Source organism: Streptomyces sp. NPDC006197 (assembly GCF_040613865.1).
Classification (GTDB): Bacteria; Actinomycetota; Actinomycetes; order Streptomycetales; family Streptomycetaceae; genus Streptomyces.
This window is the reverse complement of record NZ_JBEXSZ010000199.1, coordinates 1-13,289: the sequence shown is the minus strand read 5'-3', so window position 1 is coordinate 13,289 and position 13,289 is coordinate 1. Positions and strand designations below refer to the sequence as shown.

The 13,289-nt window shown below is 73.2% G+C and carries 14 protein-coding genes; 4 read left to right on the top strand and 10 right to left on the bottom strand.

Going from position 1 to position 13,289, the window contains the following annotated elements; all coding sequences use genetic code 11:
* Positions 1-223: AAA family ATPase (locus ABZ318_RS36510; RefSeq protein ID WP_356906736.1), on the bottom strand; the 223-nt coding region annotated here is incomplete at its 3' end.
* 250 nt (positions 224-473) lie between these two features.
* Here ABZ318_RS36510 and ABZ318_RS36505 point away from each other — a divergent pair.
* A complete protein-coding gene (locus tag ABZ318_RS36505; protein WP_356906735.1) occupies positions 474-923 on the top strand; it encodes a DUF2690 domain-containing protein in 450 nt (149 codons plus the stop codon).
* A 71-nt stretch (positions 924-994) separates the two neighbouring features.
* Here the strand turns inward: ABZ318_RS36505 and ABZ318_RS36500 are convergent, their stop codons facing one another.
* From ABZ318_RS36500 to ABZ318_RS36485, 4 genes are all read right to left on the bottom strand, one after another.
* Positions 995-1,396, bottom strand: a complete 402-nt coding sequence (locus ABZ318_RS36500; RefSeq protein ID WP_356906734.1) for a hypothetical protein — start codon at positions 1,394-1,396, stop codon at positions 995-997.
* A complete protein-coding gene (locus ABZ318_RS36495) occupies positions 1,393-1,581 on the bottom strand; it encodes a hypothetical protein (RefSeq protein ID WP_356906733.1) in 189 nt (62 codons plus the stop codon). The genes ABZ318_RS36500 and ABZ318_RS36495 overlap by 4 nt, the downstream gene beginning before the upstream one ends.
* 175 nt (positions 1,582-1,756) lie before the next feature.
* A complete protein-coding gene (locus tag ABZ318_RS36490) occupies positions 1,757-3,394 on the bottom strand; it encodes an ABC-F family ATP-binding cassette domain-containing protein (RefSeq protein ID WP_356906732.1) in 1,638 nt (545 codons plus the stop codon).
* A 13-nt stretch (positions 3,395-3,407) separates the two neighbouring features.
* On the bottom strand, positions 3,408-3,857 hold the full coding sequence (locus ABZ318_RS36485) for a hypothetical protein (protein ID WP_356906731.1): 450 nt from the start codon (positions 3,855-3,857) through the stop codon (positions 3,408-3,410).
* Between the two features lie 90 nt (positions 3,858-3,947).
* On the opposite strand from ABZ318_RS36485, the gene ABZ318_RS36480 reads away from it, so the two are divergent.
* Positions 3,948-4,904 carry an FAD-dependent oxidoreductase gene (locus ABZ318_RS36480; RefSeq protein WP_356906730.1) on the top strand — a complete coding sequence of 319 codons (957 nt, stop codon included), beginning with the start codon at positions 3,948-3,950 and terminating at the stop codon, positions 4,902-4,904.
* A 106-nt stretch (positions 4,905-5,010) separates the two neighbouring features.
* On the opposite strand, the gene ABZ318_RS36475 is transcribed toward ABZ318_RS36480, so the two are convergent.
* The 3 genes from ABZ318_RS36475 to ABZ318_RS36465 form a co-directional block, all read right to left on the bottom strand.
* Positions 5,011-5,313, bottom strand: a complete 303-nt coding sequence (locus ABZ318_RS36475) for a hypothetical protein (RefSeq protein ID WP_356906729.1) — start codon at positions 5,311-5,313, stop codon at positions 5,011-5,013.
* Between the two features lie 118 nt (positions 5,314-5,431).
* A complete protein-coding gene (locus ABZ318_RS36470; protein ID WP_356906728.1) occupies positions 5,432-6,739 on the bottom strand; it encodes a M14 family metallocarboxypeptidase in 1,308 nt (435 codons plus the stop codon).
* Positions 6,736-8,751 (bottom strand): Xaa-Pro dipeptidyl-peptidase, encoded by a 2,016-nt coding sequence (locus ABZ318_RS36465; RefSeq protein ID WP_356906727.1) that lies wholly within the window; start codon positions 8,749-8,751, stop codon positions 6,736-6,738. The genes ABZ318_RS36470 and ABZ318_RS36465 overlap by 4 nt, the downstream gene beginning before the upstream one ends.
* A 222-nt stretch (positions 8,752-8,973) precedes the next feature.
* On the opposite strand from ABZ318_RS36465, the gene ABZ318_RS36460 reads away from it, so the two are divergent.
* Positions 8,974-10,515, top strand: coding sequence for a M1 family metallopeptidase (locus ABZ318_RS36460; protein WP_356906726.1), 1,542 nt, complete (start codon positions 8,974-8,976; stop codon positions 10,513-10,515).
* A gap of 36 nt (positions 10,516-10,551) precedes the next feature.
* On the opposite strand, the gene ABZ318_RS36455 is transcribed toward ABZ318_RS36460, so the two are convergent.
* Together ABZ318_RS36455 and ABZ318_RS36450 are read right to left on the bottom strand one after the other, a co-directional pair.
* Positions 10,552-11,436, bottom strand: coding sequence for an oxygenase MpaB family protein (locus tag ABZ318_RS36455; protein ID WP_356906725.1), 885 nt, complete (start codon positions 11,434-11,436; stop codon positions 10,552-10,554).
* A gap of 97 nt (positions 11,437-11,533) precedes the next feature.
* Entirely contained in the window at positions 11,534-12,019 is a 486-nt protein-coding gene (locus tag ABZ318_RS36450; RefSeq protein ID WP_356906724.1) for a hypothetical protein, read from the bottom strand.
* Positions 12,020-12,177: 158 nt separating this feature from the next.
* Here ABZ318_RS36450 and sph point away from each other — a divergent pair, with 158 nt between their 5' ends.
* A complete protein-coding gene (gene sph, locus ABZ318_RS36445; protein ID WP_356906723.1) occupies positions 12,178-13,170 on the top strand; it encodes a sphingomyelin phosphodiesterase in 993 nt (330 codons plus the stop codon).
* Positions 13,171-13,289 lie beyond the last annotated feature (119 nt).

Sequence of the window (13,289 nt, the reverse complement as noted above, 5' to 3'; positions counted from 1 at the left end):
GCAGCTCATGGGCGACGGCGTGCGCGAGGGTGGACTTGCCGGTGCCGGGGTTGCCGGTGACGAGGAGCGGGCGCCGCAGGTACAGGGCGGCGTTGCAGGGCGGCGGCCGCCGGGCCGAGGGCGGAAACCGCGGCGACCGCGGCGACCGCGGGGAGCGGGGCGGCCGGGACCGTTCGGCGGCGCCCGCGCCCGCGAACAGCGCGATGGCGGACGCCCTCCGCAAGGCCGGCCTGCTCGGCGAGGGTGGTGGCAAGCGCCGATAGACGCGCAGGTCGGATGTGGTTTCCGACAGGCGGTCCGAGGTCGTCCGCGCGCTCCCCGGCAGGGGACGCGGGGACGACCCGGACCAACCGGGCATCGTGTCGAGGCGGCCCGTTTTGCCCGTTGACGTGGCCAGGACAGACGTTCATGATCACCTTCGGCCTCCGCGGGGGAGGTCCACGGTGTTCCCGTTCCTGGAGGTCGTTCCACCCATGAAGCGCATGATCGCGAAGGTGGCGGGCGTCTCCGCCGCCGCGATGACCATGGCCCTGGTCCCGCTCGCCGGCACCTCGTACGCCGCCGGCTGCTACGGCTCCGGCTGCGACAACCTCGGCCCCGTCTCCCAGGCCTGCGACGGCGACGCCGTCACCAAGGCGTCCGTCTCCGACGGCATCAGCAAGGGCGAGCTGCGCTGGTCGGCCAAGTGTCAGGCTGCCTGGGTCCGCGTCACCGACCCCTACGGCCCCGACAACTGGTGGGACCACTACGGCTACATCGAGAAGCACAACGGCTACGCCGGCCCGCTCGTCCGCAGCCTCTCCGTCACGATCCCGGACCCGGGCTCCGACTGGTCCAACATGCTCGGCGGCAGCGGCTACTACTACCGCGTGTGCCTCAAGGACTCCGGCACGGGCGCCGTCGACTGCAGCCCCTACTGGTAGACCCCGACCTCCGCGTCCGCACGAACGAGGCCACGGCCCACCGGGCCGTGGCCTCTTCGCGGGCGCCCCGCCTACGGCAGGAAGCGCAGCGCCCAGTCGGCGCGGTTGGCGACGGAGAGGTCGTCGTCCTCCGTCATCGGCTGGAGGAGACGACGCGCCGTCTTCGGGTCCGCCTGGACCAGGTCGACGATCTCGGCGGCCAGGCCGTCCTGGTCGTCCCCGAGGTCGACGGCGGAGGCACGGATCAGGGCGGGGAGGACGGCCGGGCCGCCGAGGGCGGCGAGGACGCCGCCGAGCAGCTCCCGGGCGTAGCCGTTCCGCTCGGTGAGGGCCCGGTCCAGCTCCGCCTGGAGGCGCGGCAGGAGACCGGCGTCGCCCGAGGCGGCGATCTCGTCGGCGAGGTCGATCGTCTCGTCCACGTCCGCGTCCGGATCGTCCAGCATCTCGGTCAGCCGGGTCAGTAGGTCGGTCATCGTGCCTCCTGGAAAGCGCCGTCCACCAGAACGGGAACGGTCGTCGAGCTGTCGATCTCGGCGGCCACGTCCTGCGGAAAGCCGTACTCGTACAGTTCACGGCCCGAGTCGCAGCCGTGCAAGGCGGCGACCGGGTCCTCGGTCGCCGCCCACAGCGTGGCCGCCGCGGTCGCCTCCGGGGTCATTCGGGTGTGCGGGCCCCCGAGGGTGTCTTGCCGGTCAGGCCGGATCGGGGAGCGGCGTCCGGTGCCGTGCATCGCAAGGCGGAGGAGGGAGGCAGTGGGGTCTCCCCTGTTCGAGCGAAGCCGAGAACTTGGGGGAGGAGTCATGCCGACCGGCCCGGTCCGGACGAGGGCGGCATCAGAGTTCGGTCACCTTGCCGTCGGCGACCTCGACGCGGCGGGTGGTGCGGACCGCGTCGAGCATGCGCCGGTCGTGGGTGACGAGCAGCAGCGTGCCGGTGTACGAGTCGAGGGCGGACTCCAGCTGCTCGATGGCCGGCAGGTCCAGGTGGTTGGTCGGCTCGTCGAGGACGAGCAGGTTCACGCCCCGGCCCTGGAGCAGCGCGAGCGCGGCGCGCGTCCGCTCGCCCGGGGAGAGCGTGGTGGCGGGTCGCAGCACGTGGACGGCCTTGAGGCCGAACTTGGCGAGCAGCGTGCGGACCTCGGCGGGCTCGGTGTCGGGCACGGCCGCGCAGAAGGCCTCCAGGAGCGTCTCCGTGCCGTGGAAGAGCTTCCGGGCCTGGTCGACCTCGCCGACGACGACGCCCGAGCCGAGGACCGCGTCGCCGGAGTCCAGCGGGAGACGGCCGAGGAGGGCGGCGAGCAGGGTCGACTTCCCGGCGCCGTTGGCACCGGTGACGGCGACCCGGTCGGCCCAGTCGATCTGGAGGGTGACGGGGCCGAAGGCGAAGTCGCCGCGGCGGACCTCGGCCTCGCGCAGGGTCGCGACAACCGAGCCGGAGCGGGGCGCGGCGGCGATCTCCATGCGCAGCTCCCACTCCTTGCGGGGCTCGTCGACCACGTCGAGGCGCTCGATCATGCGCTGGGTCTGGCGGGCCTTCGCGGCCTGCTTCTCGCTGGCCTCGCCGCGCAGCTTCCGGCCGATCTTGTCGTTGTCGGAGGCCTTGCGGCGGGCGTTGCGGACGCCCTTGTCCATCCAGTTGCGCTGCATGAGGGCACGCCCTTCGAGGGCGGCCTTCTTGTCGGCGTACTCCTCGTACTCCTCGCGCGCGTGGCGCCGGGCGGTGTCCCGCTCCTCCAGGTACGCCTCGTAGCCGCCGCCGTACAGGGTGATCTGCTGCTGGGCGAGGTCGAGTTCGAGGACCTTGGTGACGGTGCGGGTGAGGAACTCGCGGTCGTGGCTGACCACGACCGTCCCGGCACGCAGCCCCTTCACGAAGGACTCCAGGCGCTCCAGGCCTTCGAGGTCGAGGTCGTTGGTGGGCTCGTCGAGCAGGAAGACGTCGTAGCGCGAGAGCAGCAGGGAGGCGAGGCCTGCGCGGGCGGCCTGGCCGCCGGAGAGGGCGGTCATCGGCTGGTCGAGGCCGACGGTGAGGCCGAGGGAGTCGGCGACCTCCTCGGCGCGCTCGTCGAGGTCGGCGCCGCCGAGGTTCAGCCAGCGCTCCAGGGTGAGGGCGTACGCGTCGTCCGCGCCGGGCGTGCCGTCGACGAGTCCCTGGGTGGCCTCGTCCATGGCGGTCTGGGCGGCGGCGACGCCGGTGCGGCGGGCGAGGAACTCCCGCACGGTCTCCCCCGCGCGCCGCTCGGGCTCCTGCGGAAGGTGGCCGACGGCGGCGGTGGGCGGGGAGAGCCGCAGCTCGCCCTCCTCCGGGGTGTCGAGCCCGGCGAGCAGCCGCAGGAGGGTCGACTTGCCGGCGCCGTTGACGCCGACGAGGCCGATGACGTCACCGGGGGCGACGACGAGGTCGAGCCCGGCGAAGAGGGTGCGCTCGCCGTGGCCGGCGGCGAGGTCCTTGGCGACGAGGGTTGCAGTCATCAGGGAACGAATCCTAGGCGACGCGGCGACACGCCGAGGATTCGAGGAGCCGGAGCAGGACGGACCGGTAGGTCGCGCCGTGGAAGCGGTACGGCCCGACGCCGGGGTAGCCCTCGCGCACGGGGTCGGCGGCGGTGCCAGTCTGCCAGGCGAAGTCGCGCCAGACGATGTCCCCGCCCTCGCGGGCGACGACGGCGGTGACCGCGCCGCAGCCGGGGTCCTCGCAGTCGGGGCAGGAGTGGATCACCTGTCGGGTGCCGTCGGCCAGGAGGAGGCGGTGGGCGTGCTCGGGGCGGACGGTGGGCGGGAGGTCCGCCGCGAGGGGCGAGACGGCGTCGAAGCCGTCGGTCTCGTCGAGCCGGTGGAGCAGCGGCCTGCCGTCGACGAGGAAGTCGTGGTGGTGGTGGTCGCCGTCCGACGGGGCGGCGGGGACGAGGTCGAGGGAGGTGTACGGGACCGGCATGACTCGAGTCTTCCGCTCTTCCGTGGCCGCGCCGTCCCGGAAATGTCCCGGTCCCGGTACGGTCCCGGGCTTCCCGGTACGGTCCGGGTCATGAGGAGCGACGTGATCGTGGTGGGCGGCGGGGTCATCGGCCTGGCGACGGCGACGAGGCTGGCGGAGCGCGGGCTGCGGGTGCGGATCCGGTCCCGGGACGCCGTGACGAGGACGACCTCGGCGGTGGCGGGCGCCCTGTGGTGGCCGTACCGGATCGAGCCGGCGGCCGAGGCCGGGACGTGGGCGCTGGCCTCCCTGCGGGTGTACGAGGAGCTGGCCGCCGGTCCGGAGCGCAGCGGGGTCCGTTGGGTGCCCGGGGTCCACGCGGGCGTGGCCCTCGGCGGGCTCGGCCCCTGGGCGAAGGAGGTCGAGGGGCTGCGGCAGTTGGAGCCGGACGAGGTGCCGGGGCCGTACCGGACGGGGCTCGGGGCACGGCTGCCGCTGATCGACATGCCGGTCCACCTGGCTTTCCTGCGCGACCGGTTCGAGGCGATGGGCGGGGTCTTCGAGGAGCGCGGGGTCACCGGCTTCGAGGAGGCGGCGGCGCTGGCCCCGGTGGTGGTCGACTGCACGGGGCTGGCGGCGCGGGAGCTCGTACCGGACCCGGGGATGCGGCCGGTGCGGGGGCAGTTGGTCCTGGTGGAGAACCCGGGGATCGAGGAGTGGTTCACGGCGGCGGACGAGTCGGCGGGCGAGACCACGTACTGGTTCCCCCATCCCGACCGGCTGGTGCTCGGCGGGACGGCGGAGGAGGGCGACGAGCGGCTCGCCCCTGATCCGGCGACGGCGGCGGCGATCGTGGCGCGGTGCGCGCGGGTGCGGCCGGAGATCGCGAAGGCACGGGTCCTCGGGCACCGGGTGGGGCTGCGGCCCGCGCGGACGGGCGGGGTGCGGATCGAGGCGGTGCCGCTGCCGGGCGGCGGGCGGCTCGTCCACCACTACGGCCACGGCGGCGCGGGGGTGACGGTGGCCTGGGGCTGCGCGGAGCGGGCGGCGGAGCTGGCGGTCGGCTGAGGGGCGGGGCGAGGTCCGGGCGGGGAGGTCGGCGGTCGACCGGAGGGGCCGGAACGGCCGCGGGGCGGTTGCCTCCTTTCGGATGGCAACCGCCCCGCGTGACGTACTACTTCCAGAGCGGCGGCTTGTTGTTCCGGTCCGCGTCGATGCACTGCTGGGCCCGGCGCTCCAGGGCGTCGGCGCGGGCGAAGGCCTTGCGGGCCTCATCCCTGGCGCCGAGGTGCTTGAGCTGGTTGCCCCGGTCGCGCTCCTTGCGGGCGTCCGCCCGCAGCTTGCTGACGTCGCAGGTGATGGGCTTGGCGGCGGCCGGCTCGGCGGTCGCCGTCTGTCCGAGCAGCACGCCCCCGGCGAGCAGCGTGGTGGCGAGCAGCGCCGTCAGGGTACGGCGTGCGGGCTTGGTGTGGTGCATGGTGGTTCTCCAACTCCAGGGCTTTGTGGGCCCGTTCGAGGCATGGTCAGTACCAGTCGGTAACTTTACCTCGGCAAACATCGGAGCCGCGCCGCGCCAGGCTGGAGGCACCCGATCGTCAACACTCCTCCACAGGACTCCCACTGACGAGGTGATAGGCGGCCCGCGCGTCCAGGAGCAGGGGGACGAGCGCGCGCTGCGACTGGCGCAGCGGCACGAACACCCCGGCGTCCTCCGCCCGTACGCTCACGCCGTGCAGGGCGAGTTCGTCGCCCACCTCGGCGTACTGCGCGGCGTCCAGGCGGTAGCCGCAGGGCGGGTCGGCGAGGATCTCCCCCGGCTCGGCCGGGTCGTTGTCGGCGCCGCCGAGGTAGACCGGACCCCGGTCGGCGAAGCCGGCGTGCCGGGCGAGGGCGGTGGCCGCCGTGAGCGGCCCGCGCCGCTCGTCGAGATAGGCGAAGGCCCCCTCCAGGGCTGCGTGCTGGGTGGCGACGCGACGCCGGTGGTTGAGGGCCGGATCGTCCTTCTCCGCCTGGTCGAGGGCGTCCACCCGGGTCTCGACGAGCAGCCCGGCGGAGTGCTTGACGCCGGCCGTGTTGCGCAGGATCCGCTCCTGGCCGTCCCCGGCGACCTGCTTGACCGGCTCGCCGGTGAGGGGGTCGGTCCAGATGCCGTAGATGCCGCTGCTGTAACCGGCGAGCCCGGCGGCGGGCCGGACGTAGGACTCCGAGAGCGTCCGGGACTCGTCGTGGACGTGCGGGTCGGCGTCGAGGCTGCGCGGCCAGAGGGCGAGCAGGTCCTTGTCGTAGTAGCGGGGGGTGGCGCCGTACTCGTGAAGGTCGTACACGAGGGCGGGCTTCCGGTCGCGGACGACGGCGGCGATCGCGCGCGCCTCGGCGGTCCGCAGGGCGAGGTGATCGCGGTTGACGTCGACCCCGTCACCGTTGCCCCGGGTGTCGGCCTCCCGGCCGTCGGGGTTGGCGGTGGGGACGACGAGGAGGGTGGTGCGGGCGAGGAAGCGCCGGGTCTCCCGGTCCTGGGCGTACGCGAGGTCGCGCACCGTGCTCAGACAGGCCTCCCGGCCCGCCGGCTCGTCGCCGTGCTGACTGCAGACGAGCAGCACGGTCGTGCCGCCGGCGCCGAGGGTGGCGAGCCGCAGCGGGCGGCCCTGGCCGGTGGTGCCGATCTCGCGCAGCGACACCCGGTCGCTCCCCCGGTCGACCGCCGCGAGGAACTCGCCCTCCTCGGCCTCGGTCGTCCACCGGGCGCCCCGGCTCTCCTCGAAGCCGGTGCGCGGGAGGGTCTTCGCGGGCGCGCTGTCCGCCGCCTTGGCGGGGACGGTGACGAGCGGCAGGGCGAGGACGGCGGCACCCACCACGAGGGCGAACGACCGCCGGGAACTCCGTTTCCTGATAAGGGAGTTCATCGGCCCGCCCCCGGGCCGGGCAGGCGCGGTCCGGTGACTGCGGCCGGCGGGACGGGACCGCTCAGGGACGGGACCGCCGTGGGCGAGGGCACGGCCGGGGCCGCTCCCGTCGTCGCCCGGTCGAACGCCCCGGCGCCGCCGACGAGGGGCAGCTTCGCCCAGGTGCGGGCGAGGTCGAGGGTGAGGGTCGGGGTGGTGGACGGAGGATCGAGGAGGTCCTTGTCGGTGCCGCCGACGATCAGGGCGAGCCGGTGGCCGGCCGGGACGACGTGGTCGGTCGGGGCGAGGTCCAGGGTGAGGGTGTACGCCCTTCCGGGGGTCAGCGGGCGCTCCCGGCGCGGGTCGGCCCAGGTCCCGAGGTCGGCCCAGCCCCGGCTGACGACCGTGTACGCCACGTCCGCCGTACGGGCCGCGGTCTCCTTGAAGCAGGCGCTGTCGCCCGGTGTGCTCGCGCCCCAGCAGGTGCGGTCGGTGAGGGTGGTGATGCCCTCGCCGGCCGCCGCGTAGTCCCGGACGGTGTCGGGGCCGAGGTCGACGAGGACGGCGGAGAGGTGTGCGGTGGAGGTGGTCGGGGTCGCGGTGACCGTCACCTTCGAGGAGCCGGAGATCCGCAGGTCCCGGGAGAGCGGACGGGTGGTGAACCCGGCCTTCTCGGGGGTCGTGCCGTCGATCCGGGCGGCCCAGTCCAGCTCGCCCAGGCCCGGGTCGTCGGTGAAGGTCGCGGTGGAGCCGGGGGCGGCGGGCGCGCGGCCGAGGACGCCCGGGCCGGAGGCGGCGCCGGGGGCGGGGCGCAGGGTGGTGGTCGTCGCGGCGCGCGCCGGCCACTGCCGGTCGGTGGCCCAGACGTCCGGGGCGCGCTCGATGTCCGCGACGGGCTCGCGGTCGACGCCGTTGGCGTAGCCGAGGAGGTAGTGGTCGAACCAGCGGTGCAGGGTGCGGACCCAGTCGGCGCGCCGGAAGTCGAAGGGGTCGACGTGGCCGGTCTGGGAGAGCCAGATCTTCCGCTCGACGCCGTGGGCGGCGAGCGCGTCCCACCACCGGCCGAAGTGGTTGGCGCGGACGTTGAGGTCCTGCTGTCCGTGGACGACGAAGACGCTGGCCCTGACCTTGCCGGCGTCCTTCACGTAGTCGCGCTCGGTCCAGGCCGGGGTCCAGTCGCCGCTGTAGGGGGTGCCCGCGGTGATCCGGTCCTGGACGGCTCCGCAGCGGCCCTGCGCCTCGGGGCTGTTCACGTACTCGGAGAGCCAGCTCGGGTTGGCGTCGTAGAGCGGGGCGCCCTGCGCGTGGAAGTAGTCGTACCAGGAGGAGATCGCGGCGATCGGGACGATCGTTTTCAGCCCTTCCACGCCGGTGGCGGCGACGCCGTTGGCGATGGTGCCGTCCCAGCTCTTGCCGATCATGCCGACGTTCCCGGTGCTCCAAGTGGTGGCCCGGGCCGGGGTCCCGCCGGTGCGGGAGGTGTAGCCGCGGGCGCGGCCGTTCAGCCAGTCGACGACGGCCTTCGCGGACTGGACGTCGGAGCGTCCGCCGACGTCGTCGCAGCCGTCGGAGCGGTTGGTGCCGGCGAGGTCGACGGCGACGAAGGCGTACCCGCGGGGGACGAAGTAGTTGTCGTAGAAGAGCGGGAGCTGGACGGGGTTGCCGTCGGCGTCGTAGGTCTTCTTCTGGCCCTCGTTGCCGCGTCCGCAGCAGGAGTAGTACGGGCTGGCGTCCATGATGACCGGGATCTTCCGGCCGGCCGCCGCGGGCTCGCGGGGGCGCACGATGTCGACGGCGACCCGGTCGGCGCGTCCGTCGCCGTCGCCGTCGAGGCCGGTGTCGACCCAGACGGACTCGCGGACGGCGTCGGCGTACGAGTGGACGGGCCGGGACTCGCGCGGGAAGGACGACACCGGTTCCGGCCGGGCGCCGGCGGGGGTGACCAGGGTCGCGAACAGGGCGGCCGTGGCCGCGGAAACGAGGGTTCCGTAGGTCAGTCGGGCTCCGCGGGTTCTCCGCTTTCGCATCGGCATGCGCCGGAACGTACCCCGGTCAACTCCCGGGCAAAAGAGTGCCGTAGGGAATCAGGGGGATTCGGGGTCATTCAGGTGACGGGCGGGTTCATGTCGGCCGAATGGCGATCGTGTGACAGGGGGTCCTCTGGACGTGACGGCGCGTCGGGGGCTGAATAAGGTCCGAACTAAGGACCGACGACCACCCACGCGTCTTACGTTTCTTATGACTTGGGAGCACCTGTGCACCGCAGACTCATCGTTCCGAGCGCCCTGGCGGCCTCTCTGCTGCTGGCGATCCCGGCATCGGCGGCCTCTTTCGCCCCCGGCGCCCCGGGCATCGGCGACTCCTACTACCCCGCCAGCGGCAACGGCGGCTACGACGTCTCCCATTACGACCTGCGGCTGAAGTACCAGCCGGCGACGGACCTCCTGGAGGGCACGGCGACGATCCTCGCCACCACCAAGCAGGACCTGTCCCGCTTCAACCTGGACCTCGGTCTGAAGGTCAGCGAGATCCGGGTGAACGGCCGCCCGGCGAAGTTCACCACCTCGGGCGACCACGAGCTGGAGGTCACCCCGGCGTCCCCGCTGGCGAAGGGCACGCCGATCTCGGTGGTCGTCCGCTACGCGGGCAAGCCTTCCGAGTTCAGGATCGACGGCTGGTCGGCCTGGGCCCGCACCCCGGACGGCGGCGTCGCCGCGCAGGAGCCGGACTCGGCCGTCTGGTGGTTCCCGTCCAACGACCACCCGCTGGACAAGGCCACCTTCGACGTCTCGGTGCTGGTGCCGGACGGCCACCAGGCCATCAGCAACGGCGTGCTGCAGTCGCAGTCCTCCCGGCTCGGCTGGACCCGCTTCAACTGGCGCTCCAACAAGCCGCAGGCGACCTATCTGGCGACGCTCGCCGTCGGCAGGTTCGACATCACGACGGACAAGACCGCGAACGGGCTGCCCGTCCTCAACGCGTACAGCAAGGACCTCGGTGACAACGCGGGCGCGGCGCGCGCCTCGATCGAGCGCACGACCGAGGTGGCGGAGTGGCTGGAGTCGGTCTTTGGGCCGTACCCCTTCAACTCCCTGGGCGGCTACGTGCCGAACGTGACCAGCGGTTTCGCCCTGGAGACGCAGACCCGTCCGTTCTACAGCCCGCGTCAGTTCGCGGGCGGCGCGAACGTGTCGGTGGTCGTCCACGAGCTGGCGCACCAGTGGTACGGCGACAGCGTGTCCGTCGGCGACTGGAAGGACATCTGGATCAACGAGGGCTTCGCCCGCTACAGCCAGTGGCTGTGGTCGGAGAAGGAGGGCGAGGGCACGGCCCAGGAGCTGGCGGACTACGTGTACGCCACGCGGGCGGCCGACGACCCGTTCTGGACGGTGAAGCCGGGCGACCCGGGCGCCGAGGACCAGTTCCACATCGCCGTGTACGACCGGGGCGCTCTGGCGCTCCAGGCCCTGCGCAACGAGATCGGCGACGAGGACTTCTTCGCGATCCTGAAGGGCTGGCCGCAGGAGCACGCGTACGGCAACGCGCACGTCGCGGACTTCGTCCGGTACGCGGAGCGCGTCTCCGGCAAGCCGCTGGCCGCGCTCTTCGACACCTGGCTCTACCAGCCGTCGAAGCCGGCCGCTCCGGCGGTGGCCCCGGCCGGCCTGTCCGCTCCCGCGGCGACGCCGTCGGCCCGCTCCACGGCGAAGCCGGCACAGCCGAAGTCGTGGAAGAAGATCGCGGAGACGAACACGATCCACGAGAGCGAGGCGGCCGCACAGCACGCCGGGCACTGATCCCGGGAGGCCCCGGGGTCTTCGTGAGGCCGTTCGTCAGCGCGTCGCGCGGCGGGCGGCCTCGCGGGCCTTCCGGGCCAGCGGGAGGTAGCGCAGGCGCTCCGGCAGGGCCGGGACCACGGCACGGACGATCCGGGCGAACCGGCGCAGGGTGCGCTCCTGCGCGTCCGTCCACTCCAGGCCGATGGCCTCCCGGGCGTCCGGCGGCATCAGGCCGACGGTGAGGAAGGCGCGCACCCGCAGGAAGGGGCGGCGGAGGACGGGCCACAGGAGGCGGAGGGCGAGCCGCAGTGGCAGCGGGCCCCGGTCCGGGGCGGGCAGCGGCAGGTCGGTGTCGAGCAGTTCCCGTACGACGGCGGTGGCCTCGATCTCCTCGGCGAGGACCTTCCGGTAGTACGGCCAGAACGCCTCGATCGTCTGGGGCATGTCCCGGTCGTGGATGCCGAGGACCCGGCCGACCTGGAGCCACTCGGCGTACAGCTGCCGTTCCTGCGCCTCGGTGAGGGGGCGGACGAGGAGGCGGAGCCCGTGCCGGTAGATCGGGAAGCCGGTCGCGTGCACCCAGGAGTAGTAGGCCGGGGTGAGGGCGTGGTAGCGGCGGCCGTGGGCGTCGGTGCCCTGGATGGTCCGGTGCAGCTCCCGGAGCCGGCGGCCCTCCTTGGCGGCCTCCTCGCCGCCGTAGATCCACAGCTGGAGCGAGCGCAGGGACCGCTCCCCGCGGCCCCAGGGGTCGGTGCGGAAGACCGAGTGGTCGTCGACGCCGGCACCGATCGCGGGGTGGGCGACCTGCAGGGTGAGGGCGGCGGGCAGCATCAGGAGCGCCCGGACGTCCCCCGCGACGCTCCACAGCACTCCGCCGACGGGCGGCGGCACGGGGTCGTGGCCGGCCGGGGCGCGGTCGAGCGGCTTCACACGTTCCATGGCCTTCTCCTCATGTGTTCCAGACTGCACCCATGACGAAGGGGCCGTCACGCGGGCGCTGCGGCCCTGGTGACGGCCCCTTCGGGGGAGTGCGGGGTCAGGCGCGGTCGGCGCCGACCGGCTCGCCGACGATGCGGGCGGCGAGGGCGTGGGCCCAGGCGTCGACGTCGGCGTTGAGCTCGCGCTCGGCGGCGGCGCGCTCCTCGGCGATCTTGGCGGCACCGGCGGCGAGGATCGCGTCGCGCTCGGCCTGGCCCTCGGCGCGGGCCGCGGCGATGGCGGCCGAGCCCTCCTCGGTGGCCCGGGAGCGGATGCGCGCGGCCTCGTGGCGGGCCTCGGCGAGCTCCGCCTCGTACTGCTCGCGGATCGCGGCGGCCTCGGAACGCAGGTCGTCGGCACGCCCGGTGCCGCCCTCGATGGCGTCCTCGCGCTGGTCGAGAGTGCGCTTGATCTTCGGCAGGACGGCCTTGGCCATGATGAGGAAGGTCAGTCCGAACAGCACCGCGCCGAGGATGAGCTCGGCCCAGACGGGGTTGAGCGGACCGAGGTCGGTCTTGAAGACAGTGGAGTTCGCGAGGGTCATGCGCGCATTCTACCTGCTCCAAAAAGTGACAAATCAGGCACCGGGGCGAGAGTTGGCGTGATCTTGCGGGCTCGGCAAGATTCCCGGCATCCAGAGGCTACCGGAAGGTAACCCCGGCTGATTGTATGTGCGGCGCCAGTCCAACCCCCCACGTACTCATGGGAGTTCACGTGTCGTTCGCCGCGCTCCGCCGCGCCCCCGGCGCCGCCCTTTCGCTCGCGCTCGCCGCCGCCACCCTGGTGACGGCCGCCCCGGCCGCGACCGCCGCCTCCACCGAGGCGCCCCGGCTGAAGGTGCTCACGTACAACACGTTCCTGTTCTCCAAGACCCTGTACCCGAACTGGGGGCAGGACCACCGGGCCCGGGCGATCCCCGCCGCGCCCTTCTTCCAGGGGCAGGACGTCGTCGTCCTCCAGGAGGCCTTCGACAACTCCGCCTCGGACGCCCTCAAGGCGAACGCCGCCGCGCAGTACCCCTACCAGACCCCCGTCGTCGGCCGCGGCAAGACCGGCTGGGATGCCACCGGAGGGGCCTACTCCTCGACCACGCCCGAGGACGGCGGGGTGACGATCCTCAGCAAGTGGCCGATCGTCCGCAAGGAGCAGTACGTCTACAAGGACGCCTGCGGCGCCGACTGGTACTCGAACAAGGGCTTCGCCTACACCGTCCTGAACGTGAACGGCAGCCTCGTCCACGTCGTCGGCACGCACGCGCAGTCGACCGACCCGGGCTGCTCGGCCGGCGAGGCGGCGCAGATGCGCAGCCGGCAGTTCAAGACGATCGACGCCTTCCTCGACGCCAAGAACATCCCGGCGAACGAGCAGGTCGTCGTCGCCGGCGACATGAACGTCGACTCGCGCACCCCCGAGTACGGCACGATGCTCGCCGACGCGGGCCTGGTGGGGGCCGACGCGCGCACCGGCCACCCGTACTCCTTCGACACGGAGCTGAACTCGATCGCCTCCGAGCGCTACCCGGACGACCCGCGCGAGGACCTCGACTACGTCCTCTACCGGTCCGGGAACGCCCGGCCCGCCGGCTGGACCAACAACGTGGTCCTGGAGCAGAGCGCGCCGTGGACGGTCTCCAGCTGGGGAAAGCAGTACACCTACACCAACCTCTCCGACCACTACCCCGTCACCGGCTTCTGACCGGAGCGGCGCCTCAGTAGGGGTCGACGAGGGCCGGCGTACCGAGATCCGTCACCGGTCTCCTTCTTCCGCGTACCAGCGCACCGGAGTCGGCGGCATCGACGCCTCGCCGTCGTCGT